The 12567-nt window shown below is 59.8% G+C and carries 9 protein-coding genes and 1 tRNA gene; 6 read left to right on the top strand and 4 right to left on the bottom strand.

Annotated features, from left to right (window positions below; translation table 11 throughout):
- Window positions 1-18: 18 nt before the first annotated feature.
- Window positions 19-1800, bottom strand: coding sequence for a gamma-glutamyltransferase (ggt, locus tag Q0936_RS03480; protein ID WP_299296116.1), 1782 nt, complete (start codon window positions 1798-1800; stop codon window positions 19-21).
- Window positions 1801-1845: 45 nt separating this feature from the next.
- Window positions 1846-2832 (bottom strand): D-glycerate dehydrogenase, encoded by a 987-nt coding sequence (locus Q0936_RS03475; protein WP_299296114.1) that lies wholly within the window; start codon window positions 2830-2832, stop codon window positions 1846-1848.
- Between the two features lie 122 nt (window positions 2833-2954).
- On the opposite strand from Q0936_RS03475, the gene Q0936_RS03470 reads away from it, so the two are divergent.
- Entirely contained in the window at window positions 2955-3449 is a 495-nt protein-coding gene (locus Q0936_RS03470) for an SH3 domain-containing protein (RefSeq protein WP_299296129.1), read from the top strand.
- On the opposite strand, the gene Q0936_RS03465 is transcribed toward Q0936_RS03470, so the two are convergent.
- Complete coding sequence (locus Q0936_RS03465; protein ID WP_299296111.1) at window positions 3446-3835, bottom strand: RidA family protein; 390 nt, start codon at window positions 3833-3835, stop codon at window positions 3446-3448. The two genes, Q0936_RS03470 and Q0936_RS03465, sit on opposite strands and share 4 nt — an antisense overlap.
- A gap of 96 nt (window positions 3836-3931) precedes the next feature.
- On the opposite strand from Q0936_RS03465, the gene Q0936_RS03460 reads away from it, so the two are divergent.
- The 5 genes from Q0936_RS03460 to Q0936_RS03440 all read left to right on the top strand — a co-directional run bounded on the left by Q0936_RS03460 (window position 3932) and on the right by Q0936_RS03440 (window position 12188).
- Entirely contained in the window at window positions 3932-4924 is a 993-nt protein-coding gene (locus tag Q0936_RS03460) for an NADPH:quinone reductase (RefSeq protein ID WP_299296109.1), read from the top strand.
- Window positions 4921-6243: a mechanosensitive ion channel family protein gene (locus Q0936_RS03455; protein WP_299296107.1), complete on the top strand. Its 1323-nt coding sequence runs from the start codon at window positions 4921-4923 to the stop codon at window positions 6241-6243. Before Q0936_RS03460 ends, Q0936_RS03455 begins: the two co-directional genes overlap by 4 nt.
- A 63-nt stretch (window positions 6244-6306) precedes the next feature.
- Window positions 6307-6381, top strand: a tRNA-Gln gene (locus Q0936_RS03450).
- A 459-nt stretch (window positions 6382-6840) separates the two neighbouring features.
- Complete coding sequence (locus tag Q0936_RS03445) at window positions 6841-11751, top strand: CheR family methyltransferase (RefSeq protein ID WP_299296106.1); 4911 nt, start codon at window positions 6841-6843, stop codon at window positions 11749-11751.
- Window positions 11751-12188, top strand: a complete 438-nt coding sequence (locus Q0936_RS03440; protein WP_299296104.1) for a response regulator — start codon at window positions 11751-11753, stop codon at window positions 12186-12188. The genes Q0936_RS03445 and Q0936_RS03440 overlap by 1 nt, the downstream gene beginning before the upstream one ends.
- On the opposite strand, the gene Q0936_RS03435 is transcribed toward Q0936_RS03440, so the two are convergent.
- On the bottom strand, window positions 12185-12565 hold the full coding sequence (locus tag Q0936_RS03435; RefSeq protein ID WP_299296102.1) for a hypothetical protein: 381 nt from the start codon (window positions 12563-12565) through the stop codon (window positions 12185-12187). The two genes, Q0936_RS03440 and Q0936_RS03435, sit on opposite strands and share 4 nt — an antisense overlap.
- Between the last annotated feature and the right edge of the window lie 2 nt (window positions 12566-12567).

Here is a 12567-nt window from a genome sequence, read left to right as displayed (position 1 = left end):
TCCCATTGGCGCTAGGCATCAATCGCCCAGCGCAATTCCTTCGCGGCGCGGATCCGCTCCGCCTTGCAGGCCATCACCAATGGCAATGGCATGCAGACCAGAATTCAATCCACGTGTGTTGACCTCGTACCCCATCGCCTCGAGCGCGGGTGCCAGATCAGCAGCGGATGTGCCCTCTTCCACGTCAAAGGTGCCGAACCGGTTTACCGCATGGGGCAAGCTGACGGCCTGTTGAACATCCATGCCCCAGTCCAGATGGGCAATGATGGCCTTGGCAGTGTAGCCGATGATCCGGCTGCCGCCCGGCGACCCGATAGCCAAAACTGGCGCGCCGTCTTTCATGACAATCGTTGGCGACATCGACGACCGGGGTCGTTTGCCCGGTGCCAGTGCATTTGCAATGGGCAGACCGTCATTGTGGGTGCGAAAGCTGAAATCCGTCAGTTCGTTGTTCAACAGGAACCCATGCACCATCAACCGTGAGCCAAAGGCATTCTCGATCGTGGTGGTCATCGACGCCACGTTGCCAAAGCTGTCCACAATCGAGATGTGCGATGTTGAGGGCAGTTCGATGCTTTCGTCATCGGCCCAGTTCATGCTGTGGTCAAAGGCAGGCACACCGGGTGCCACATCTGCCAGCGCCGCATCACCGGACAGCGCATTGCCACGGTCGGCAAGATACGCGGGGTCCACCAATCCGGCGGTCGGCATCGGCACATAGTCGCTGTCGGCCATGTATCGGCCACGGTCTGCAAAGGCGAGGCGCGAGGCATCCCCGATCAACCGCCAGCTTTCGGGGTTGTCAGCACCAAGGGTCGCCAGATCATAGCCGTCCAGCATGCCCAGAATTTGACCAACAGTCAGCGCACCAGATGACGGAGGCCCCATGCCACACACGTCATGCGCTCGGTACGTCGCGCAGACCGGCGCGCGTTCCTTGACCTGATAGACCGCCAGATCCAGCGTCGACAACACGCCGGGATTGTCTGACAGGTGCTGCACGGTGGCGGCGATGTCCTGTGCAATCTGTCCCGTATAGAACGCATCCGCCCCGCTCACCGCCATTGCGCGCAATGTGTCCGCATAAGGCCCGTTGACCAGCACATCGCCTGCGGTGACCGGCTTGCCACCCGGCAGGAAATAGTTGGCTGTCAGTTCAAAGCTGCTCAAACGCTCAGCATCCCGCTCGACGAGCCCCGCCAAACGCGGCGACACCTCGAACCCGCCATCGGCAAGATCAATCGCGGCATCAAACAATCCGGGCCATGCCAGCGTCCCCCAGCGCTTGTGAACCTCTTCCAGAAGCGCGGGCGTGCCGGGCGTTCCAACTGAACGCCCCCCAACGACGGCGTCAAAAAAGCCCATCGTCGTGCCATCGTCTTTCTGGAACAGGCGCGGCGTTGCCGCCAACGGCGCCGTTTCGCGCCCATCCAGTGTCGTCAGCGTTTCCGTCTCGGCATCGTACCAGACCAGAAACGCACCCCCGCCCAGGCCCGAAGACTGAGGCTCAACCAGACCCAAAACGGTTTGCACAGCGACCAGAGCGTCCGCCGCTGTGCCACCTTCGGCCAGAACGTCGACACCCGCCTGAACAGCGAGTGGGTTCGCCGCTGCGACCATGTAAGAGGCGGCAGTCACAGGCTGGCCCGCGTCTTTGGCCGCCTGCGCGGCGGCAACCCGTTCGGATATGGCAGCGGCGGCACCGTCGGTGGCCCCTTCGGGCTGTACGGCATCTGCGGTTTGCTGGGCCAACGTGGCTCCGGCGATCAGAGAAAAGGCAACAGTCAGGCAGAAACGCATAGAACTCTCCTTTTGGGTTTTGCGGGCATCAGCACCCGTAACGCATCACAACATCGACGGTACAACTTGGTCCGGTGGTCGGTGGCCATCGTCGAAGGTCTTGATATTGATAATAACTTTCTCGCCCATCTCGACACGGCTTTCGCGCGTGGCCGACCCCATATGCGGCAACAGGACAACATTCTTCAGCTCGCGCAGCCTGGGATTGACCTCTGTGCCATGCTCATAAACATCAAGGCCCGCGCCCGCGATATCGCCCGCCCGCAGCATCCGTGTCAGCGCGTTTTCGTCGATCACTTCACCGCGTGAGGTGTTCACAATCACCGCGTCCGGCTTCATCAACTTGAGACGGCGCGCATTCATCAAATGGAAGGTGGATGGGGTGTGAGGACAGTTGATGCTGATCACGTCCATCCGCGCCACCATCTGATCCAGGCTCTCCCACCACGTCGCTTCCAGCTCTTGTTCTGCCTCGGGACGCAGGCGTCGGCGGTTGTGGTAATGCACCTGCATGCCAAAGGCAGACGCGCGCCGCGCAACCGCCTGACCGATGCGTCCCATGCCCAGGATACCCAGACGACGCCCCGCCACCCGTCCACCCAAAAAGGCGGTGGGCGCCCAGCCATCCCAGTTGCCAGCCTGCATCGCCGCCAGCCCCTCGGGCAAACGGCGCGTTACGGCCAGGATCAATCCCATGGTCATGTCGGCCGTGTCATCGGTCAACACGCCCGGCGTGTTCGACACCAGAATGCCGCGCTGGCGCGCCGTCGACACATCGATGTTGTCGACCCCGGCACCATAGTTGGCAATCAGCTTTAGGCGATCACCCGCCTGCCCGATCATAGAGGCATCGACAGTGTCCGTGATCGTAGGCACCAGCACATCTGCGGATTTCATGGCCTCGACGATCTCATTGCGGGTCATTGGCGCGTCTTCGTCCCGCAAACGCACGTCAAACAGCTCACTCAGGCGGGTTTCCACCTCGGCGGGCAACCGTCGCGTTACGACAACACTCAAACGATCCTTTGGCATTTTTGCCCTCCCGCTGCTTGGCGTGCCCGCCATTTAGAGGCATGGTGGCGGATGTGAGCACGAGGCACAAGAACCTCGGCCATATCAAGAGGCGTGAGATGAGCGGAACTTCCACATTGCGGATGGCCTTGCGGCTGTTCTTGTCTGTTTTTCTGGCACTGGGCATTGCGGCCCCGCTGGCTGCGCGCGACACCGGCCCGGTGACCAATCTGCCACTGCCGCGCTTCGTGTCGATGAAAGCCGCCGAAGGCAATGTGCGGCGCGGTCCATCGTTGACCCACCGGATCGATTGGGTGTTCCAGCGGCGCGACATGCCATTGCGCATCACCGCAGAGCATGGCCATTGGCGCCGGGTCGAAGACCGCGATGGCATGGGCGGCTGGGTTCACTATTCCCTTTTGTCCGGCACGCGCACAGTTCTTATCGAACAGGACATGCTGACGCTGCGCACGCGCCCGGAAACGGACGCCCCGGTCACCGCCGCGTTGGAAGTTGGTGTGATTGCACGCCTCGGTCAGTGTGGCCCGGAATGGTGTCGGGTCAGCTCAGCCGGGTACAAAGGCTGGGCACCCAAGGCACGCCTTTGGGGCGTTGGCATGAACGAATTGCGCGACTAAGCACTGGCCGCGACAACGCGAATTTCGACAACGGCACCAGGGCGGCGCAGCCCGGCAACCTCGACTGCAGTCCATGCGGGGAACGGTGCCGACAAATGCTGACGCCGGACACTGTCGAACAGATCGAAATGCGCTCTCAGGCCCACATGATAACTGGTCATTTCGACCACATAACCAAGTGTCAGGTCCGCCTCGGCCAAAACGCTGGCAATCTTGTCAAAACAGGAATGAAATTGCGCCTCAGCCTCTGCTGGCATCACCCCGTCGGAAAGCACCCCTGTCACACCCGTCAAAAAGACGTGGTTCCCGGACTGAATGCCCGGTGACATGTCAGCGGCGGCGCACGCCGCGCGCAGGTTTTCGGGGATCAGCGCGCGACGGGTCATGTCAGTGTCTCTTTCCATAGGGTGCGGTCAGGTCTGGCCTTTCCGGGGTGGGTGGCTAGTCTGTGGACAGGAAACCACAATCATCGGACCAGTGCCATGCGCGCCATTACCTATTCCACTTTCGGTGCTGCCAGCGACGTTCTGGCCTTGGTCGATCTGCCCACACCTGCGCCGGGACCGGGCGAGGTTCTTGTGGAGCTGGCCATCTCAGGCGTGAACCCGTCCGACGTCAAAGCGCGCGGTGGGACACGACCGGGTGTCACCAAACCGCCCTTTGACCAGATCATACCGCACAGTGACGGCGCAGGGACAATCGTGGCTGTCGGCGATCAGACAGACAGCGACCGGGTGGGCCAACGGGTCTGGATCTGGAATGGGCAATGGCAAAGGCCCCAAGGCACCGCAGCGACCCACATCGTTGTCCCGTCAGAACAGGCTGTGCCTTTGCCGGATGGGGTCACATTCGAAACCGGTGCGATTCTGGGCATTCCCGGACTGACAGCGGCAGAGGCCGTTTTCGGTCAGGGGGATGTAAAAGGCAAAACAGTATTGGTTCAGGGGGGCGCAGGCACAGTTGGCCTGTTGGCCGTGCAATTGGCCAAGTGGGGCGGCGCCCACGTGATCGCCACGGCGCGCGGCGCCGGTGTGGATGCCGCGCGGGCCGCTGGCGCAGATGCAGTCATCGACTACGGCGACGCCGAACTGGCGCAGGCGATTTTGCAACAGAACAACAGCCAACCCGTAGATCACATCGTCGAAGTTGAACTGGGCATCAACATTGACACAGATGCCGCCGTGATTGCGCCAAATGGCACCATTTCGGTCTACGGCTCTGCCAAGGATATGCAGCCCTCGATGCCGTTCGGTCCCCTGCTCTTCAAGGCGGTGACGATCGACATTCTCCTGATCTATCTTTTGCCACCCAAAGCGAGGCAAAAAGCCATCGCGCGCCTGCACGCTGCCTTGGCTGATGGGGCCCTGACATGTCCCGTCGCACGTGTTTACGGACTGGCGGATACGGCAGAGGCCCACGTGGCCGTGGAACAGGGCGGGCGAGCAGGTGCGATCTTGGTGGATGTGCGAAGATGATACGCCGCCTACTACTCGTTCTGTGCCTCTTGGCGATGCCAATTGCAGCACAAACTCAGGAACAACCGCAGGGGACCATCGCTGTTGCTGACAGCGCCCCGCAGGATGCAGCAATTGCCAACCGCATCCGCGATATCCTGTCCGAGCTGGAGGGGTTCGATGGCGTGACCGTATCGGTGTCCTCCGGCATCGTGACATTGCGCGGAACGACCGTCGACACCACCACAGCAACGCGGCTGAACGATCTGGTTGGCCGCGTCGAAGGTGTGGTGGCCATTGAAAACAACGTCACCGAAACAACCGATGTTGTCGCCCGCCTGAACCCGGCGGTCGAGCGGTTCCAGACCCGCATCGCGCAGGGCATCGCCTTACTGCCATTGGCGGCCGTGGCTCTGGCGGTGTTTGCGCTGGTGCTGGTGGCAGGTCTTCTGATTGCGCGGATGTCCTACCCCTGGGACCGGATCGCGCCTAACGCCTTTATCGCCAACATCTATCGCCAGATTGTGCGCATGGTCTTTTTCGTCAGCGGCTTGGTCATCGCGCTGGACATTTTGGGGGCCACTGCCTTGCTGGGTACGATCCTCGGGGCGGCGGGGATTGTGGGCTTGGCCATCGGTTTTGCGGTGCGCGACACCGTTGAGAACTTTATCGCGTCCATCATGCTGTCGATTCGCCAGCCCTTCCGTCCCAACGACACCGTCGAAATCGAAGGGGACATCGGCAACGTCATCCGCCTCACCAGCAGGGCCACAATCTTGCTGAGTTTTGACGGCAACCACATCCGCATCCCGAACGCGACTGTCTTCAAAAGCCGCATCGTCAACTATTCGACCCACCATGAACGCCGGTTCGATTTTCAGATCGGCGTCGCATCAGATGCTGACCTGGCCGCAGTCACGCATATCGCCGAAAACGTGGTGGCAGGTCTGGACTTTGTCTTGTCCGAGCCTGCGCCGATGACATGGATCGACCGCATCGGTGACGGCGCGGTGATTCTGACGGTAACCGGCTGGATTGACCAACGCGCGACATCCCTGGTGCGCGCCAAGGGCGAGGCACTGCGACTGGTCAAGAACGCCATCGAGGCCGAAGGCATCGAAGTTCCGGACACAACCTACCGCATCCAGATGATCGGCGGCACACCTGCAGCCGCAATGACGCAAGACGTGCCGCGTGCGGCCAATATAGCCCCCGTGACACCCCTGCCCGCATCAGAGGTCGAAGACACATCCAAGGTCGCACTCGACCGGTTGGTCCAAGCCGAGCGCAGTGACGACGAAAACCCCGATCTGTTGACCGAAGACGCGCCAAAGGAATGATAATGATTTTGATCCAAAAGGGCTTGCGCGTATCTGCCGAGCAGACTAATTAGCGCGTCACGTTGGGGTGTAGCCAAGTGGTAAGGCAACTGTTTTTGGTACAGTGTACCGTAGGTTCGAATCCTACCACCCCAGCCACTCTTTTCTCTTACACCTGACGCCGTAAAATCATCTGGATCGTTTTCCAGTGAACAGGCAAAAGATGCCTTTTGAAACGACGGTGTGCCCGGCTTCGAATGCAAAGACAGAGCTTTATGTTTCGTCGCCTAATGCTCCGCCATTTGCTCTACATCACCCTCTGACGCTGCCGAAGTGTGCAAACTGTACTTGCAAGGCGCGCGGGCATCTCAAGGTGAGGGCTATACGCCCTATGGAATCCGATACTCGCAATGGCGAAACAAGCGCTTTCCGGCGAAACATCGCAACCTTGGAACCACATATCATCGACGCCCCCGATACGGGCATTTTGCAGCGCCAACATATGTTTAAAGTTGTGTATTTCCGCCTCCCGAACATGCTACGTTAAGTAGAAACGCGTCTTCGGCGCACTAACTCCATTGCACCAGCAACATCGCACCAGAAATAGAACTCATCCCCATGTCCGAACCAAAAACCATCGTTGCAATCGGCGCCAGTGCCGGGGGGTTGGGCCCGTGCGAGCTGTTTTTTGATCACGCCCCGGTCGACAAGGGATTCGCCTATGTCGTGATCCAACACCTGTCGCCGGATTTTCGGTCGCTCATGGACGAATTGCTGGCACGTCATTCCTCGATGCCCATTCACCGTGTCGAAGACGGCATGGTCATCGAACCGAACACGATCTACCTGAACCGCCCACGCCAGGTTCTGACTGTATCCGACGGCAAATTTGTCGTGGCACCCGAAGAAACCGAAGACGTGATCCGCCTGCCGATCGATGATTTCTTTACCTCCATTGCCGAGGAATATGGCGACGAAGCGGTCGCGGTCATTCTCTCCGGCTCCGGCAGCGACGGCGTGCGCGGCGCCCGCGAGATCAAATCCCGAGGCGGGCGCGTGTTTGCCCAAACCCCCGAGACCGCGAAATTCGACAGCATGCCGCGCGCGGTTCAGTCGGCCAAGCTCGAAGACGGGTCCGCGGCGCCCGAAGACCTGCCAGACCTCATCCAGCGCTACATCGCCGGCGAATTCGGTGAAGGGGGCCACGTCTACCGTGAAATGACCGGCGACCCGGTCTTCGACATTCTGGGTTTGATGCAGGACCGCTTTGGCACCAACTTCAACTTTTACAAGATCGAGACGGTGGCTCGGCGTCTGAACCGCCGCAAGGACCTGTCAGGGCACGCGGATGTGCGCGAATACTACCGGTCGCTGCTGCAAGACCCTGACGAATTGGAAACCCTCTACAACGACTTGCTGATCGAAGTGACGTCGTTCTTTCGGGACAAGGCTGCATTCGATCTGCTGGCCCGCGACGCCATCCCCGAACTCTGCAAGGAAATGTCGCCACAGCGCCAGATCCGCATGTGGGTGCCGGGATGCGCCAGCGGCGAAGAAGCCTATTCGCTGGCCATTCTCGTCGCCGAATACGCCCGCTCGAATGACAAGGTGTTCAACCTCAAGATCCTTGCCACGGACATTCACAAACGGTCCCTCTCTGCGGCCTCCGCCGGTATCTTTTCAAGCGAGACGCTGGCCGCCCTCGATGAGAGCCTGATCGAGCGGTATTTTGAGAGAACGGGCGAATACCACCAGGTGCGCCAGACCCTGCGCCGGGCCGTTGTCTTCAGCCCCCATGACTTGTTGCGCGACCCGCCCTTTACGCGGATGGATTTGGTCAGTTGCCGCAACGTGATGATCTATCTGACCGAGGAAGCGCAGCAAAAACTGCTCGCCTTGTTCCACTTTTCGCTGAACAAGGACGGGTATCTGTTCTTGGGCCCCAGCGAAACCACCGGCAAATTGCAGCGGGAATTTACCCAAATTTCCCAGCGCTGGCGGATCTTCCGCAAGACCCGTGACGTGCGCCTGATGGAATCCACCCGGTTGTTGAATTCACACCGCCTCCCCTCCGAAACCGGGCTGGCGTTGGCCGCAACACGGAAAATCCCGCAAAAACCCAGCCAAGCGCGCGTGGCCAACGACCTCAAGGCCGGTGCAATCAACAACGCGTTGCACCACCTTCTTGGCATCTATGGACCGGCCGGGTTCTTGATCGACCAAAGCGGCCAACTGATCCACATCTTTGGCGATGCACGCAAACACCTGCGGTTCAATACAGGCGGGTTCAGCAATGTGCTGACCGAACTGCTGCGCGATGAACTCAAACCCTTTGTCGCGCCGATGATCGACCGCTTTCGGCACGGCATTATGGTTGAACACGCCCGCAACGCGACCCTCGCCGAAGACGACGGCGTTTCGGTCGATGTACGGCTGCTGCTCCGCCCGCTGGACACCGGCGAACAAGACGGTGGCCCTTTTGCCATTGTCTCGCTGGAACAGTCGGGGCGCGTGGAAACGGATATCACGCTGCTGGAGGCGGCAGACACGGATGGCGACCTGCTGACGTCCTATGCCTCCCGCGTGTCCGAACTGGAACAAATGCTCGGATCGACCGAGGAAAGCCTGCAGGCCACCATCGAAGAGATGGAGACATCCAACGAAGAGTTGCAGGCCACAAACGAAGAACTGATGTCTGCGAACGAGGAATTGCAGTCCACAAACGAGGAACTGCACTCGGTCAACGAAGAACTGTATACCGTCAGCTCTGAACACGAGCGCAAGATCGAAGAGTTGAGCGAACTCACCTCGGATATGGATCACCTGCTCAAGAGCACGGACATCGGCACGATTTTCCTCGATCCCGATTTGCAGGTCCGCCGGTTCACCCCTGCGGCGGCACACACGTTCAACCTGATTGCGCAGGACGTCGGGCGTCCCTTTGCGCATGTTACGGCGCGGTTCTCGACGGTGGATGTGCAGGAAATCGTTCGCGAGGTGCAGGACACGGCCAAGACCATCGACCGCGAAATCGTGTCCAACAATCGTGCGTACCTCATGCGCGCCCTGCCCTATGTTTCGGACGTCGAACAGCGCACGGGTGTTGTCATCACCATGATCGACATCGACGCACTCAGCCGTGCGCGCACCCGCATTGCCGAGATGGAACAGTTGCACGACGACGTGCTCAAGGACATCGGGCAGATGATTGTGCGTTGGGACAAATCCGACGGCACCGTCACCTTCTGTAACAAGACCTTTGCCGATGTATGCGACAGCAGTGTGCCGGAAATTCTGGGCAGCGATTTCAACACGCTGCTGTCTCATGACGTCCACAAAAAGATCAGCGAAGCGGTTGAGGAAATTGCGCCCGGCGCGTTCCGCCGCGTGGTGTTCAAGTACCGCGATACCAATGGCGCCGAGCGTTTCTTTGACACGATGCTGCGCGCGCTGTCGGATGAGCAGGACAGCATTTTCGGGTTCCAGATGACCGGCCGGGACATGACCTCGGACAACGAATACATCATGGCCCTCGAAGAAGTCCTCGAGGTCGACCGCTCAGACCAGCCAACCGGCCAGACAGAATCCGACGTGGCGCAGAACGAACTGGCGCGCGTCGAACAACTCTTTGAAATCGTGCAATCCTACCTTGGTGCGACGCAACTGTTGGTGACCATCGGCGCGCCAGGCGAGACGCCCAAACCGCTTGATCTGCCTTCGGTCAGCCTTCCGGGTGTTGTTCCCAAAAGCGCGTATGACTGCCTCGACGCCATTGTGTCCGGCGATGCGGTGAATTCGGAAACTGTCGGCATCCGCCGCACCAATTCACGCGCCAGAAACCAGCAAAACGCACTGCTCAAGGATCTGGGTGCCTCCCGCGCCATCGTGGGCCCGATCATCGCCAAGAATTCGGTCATCGGGCGGGTGGCTTTGGCCGTGCCCTCCCATCGCAACGACCGCGACTTTACCGAACTGGAACTGGCGCTGGCCCGCATCACGATCCGCTGGGCGGGATATATCTGGGACAGAAGCCGCGCCATTCAGGCGATGGAAAGCACCAGCGAACAACTGAAGCTGACGATCGACAACCTGCCTGCGCGCGTCTGGTTCAAGGACGACGAAAACAGGATCATTTGGCTGAATGCGACAGCGGCTGCGTCCATGGGCGTCAGCATCGAAAAGGCCACCGGGGCCAGCACGTACGACCTGTTTCCGGATATGGCTGCCAAGTATCACAAGGACGACCTTGAGGTGATCAACGGTGGCAAACCGCTGATCGGTATTGTCGAGGAATACACCCCCAAGGACGGCCCCCACGGCTGGAGCCGCACGGACAAGATCCCGTTTTCAGACAGACACACCGGTGGGCGACATCTGTTGGTGATTTCCACCGACATCACAACGATCAAACGTCAGGGTGCAGAGATCGAGCGGCTGAACGACTCGCTTGTGCAACAACGCGGCCTCTACCGCGAGATCTACCAGCATACACCCGCCATGATGCTGACCACGGATGCGCAGGGCTGCATCGAGGACGCGAACGATCTGCTCGCCAATACCGGCGGATACACTCGCGCCGAGCTGATCGAACGCGCAATGAGCGAGGTGTTCCTGCCGCGCACGTCCGAACCTGCCGACATGCCCACCAGCGCAGAGGTGAAAGCCCGCGGCCCAATCGAACCAATGCGCCTGCTGTGCAAGAACGGGGCCATGATCGACGTCGAACTTGCAGGGATTGACGATACGCTGGCGGATGGTGGGTTCCGCCGCCTTTGGGTGGTCTATGACGTGTCCGCACGCAACACCGCGCTTGCCGCGCTCAAGGACAAGAACTCGGAGCTTGAACAGCTTAACGATGGTCTGGCCCAATTCGCCTATGCCGCGTCGCATGACCTGCAAGAACCGCTGCGCAAAATCCGGCAGTATGGCGATCTGCTGACCGAAGACTACAGCACGTCGCTTGATGAAGACGGGCGGTTCTATGTGGACGTGATGACGTCGTCAGCCGAGCGGATGAGCAGCCTGGTCAAAAACCTGCTGCAGTTTTCCAGCGCCGCCCAAGGCGACTTTGCCCCGCAGGACGTCCGCCTGGGCCGCCTCATAGACAAGGTGCTGGACGACTACCGCCACATGATCGAAGAAACCGGCGCAGAGGTCAGCGTGGACACGTTGCCAACAGTCCGGTGTGACGAAAACCTCGTGCACATCGTGTTCTCGAACATCATCTCGAACGCGCTCAAATACCGCTCACCCCAACGCAAACCGGTCATCAACGTGTCCGTGACCCAGAACGAAGACCGCGTTGTCCTCGGCTTTACCGACAATGGCATCGGTTTCGACAAAAGCGAGGCGGAACGCATCTTTGACCCGTTTGTCCGGCTGGTGTCCAAATCCGAGGCACAAGGCACCGGCATCGGGTTGGCGATCTGTCGCACGATTTGCGAGCGGCACAACTGGACGTTGACCGCCGAGAGCACCAAAGGTAGTCAAACCCGCATCGAAATCCGAATTCCGACCGAAGGCCAATAGTGGATACAATCGCGACCGGAGGAAATGTCATCATTGTCGACGATGATGACGAAGACGTCTTTGCCATTCGGCGCGCGTTTTCCAAATATGATGGCAGCATCCAACTCAGGCACTTGGCCGACGGCGCCAAAGCCGTAGATCATCTGCTCGCAGTTCAGGAATTTTCCGACCTGCCAGATCTTGTGCTGCTCGACATCAATATGCCGCGTGTGAACGGTTTCGAAACGCTTCAGGCGCTGCGCAGTTCGACCCTCACGCGCCACCTGCCGATCATTATGTTTTCCACTTCAGACTCGGTGCGTGAAATTCGGCAGGCCTACGCCGCCGGTGCCAACGCTCATATGGTCAAACCCAATTCCATGTCCGAGCTACAGGAATTTGTACGGGCCATTGCGTTGTTCTGGCTGAACTCTGCCGCCCTGCCCAATCGCAGCTAGGAAGCCCCAGACAGCGACTCCACCAAGAATGCCCGCGTGATCTGGTCCTTTTCCATATACACAACGTCCGCTTCGTCACCCGCCCGCGCCGGATCGAGCACCGACGACATCACGATGATGCGCGTCAGGATGCCGTGAGACCGTAGCAATGCAACCGAGGCCACCGGATCGTTGTCAGGCGGAATACGCGCGTCCAAGAGGATCAAATCCACAGGGGATCGCGCCAGCGCCTGTGCTGCCTCTGCGACATCGAAATAGGGTCGCAGCGCAATATGCGTTTCCCGACGCACAAGTCGCGCAAGCAGATCATGCTCCAACGCATCATCATCGATACAGGCCACATGGAACTGACTTGGGGAAATCGGTGCGGAGGTCATCC

This window comes from uncultured Tateyamaria sp., assembly GCF_947488715.1.
In the GTDB taxonomy this organism is placed as follows: Bacteria; Pseudomonadota; Alphaproteobacteria; order Rhodobacterales; family Rhodobacteraceae; genus Tateyamaria.
The sequence above is the reverse complement of the archived record's forward strand: the minus strand, read 5'-3'. Positions and strand labels throughout refer to the sequence as shown.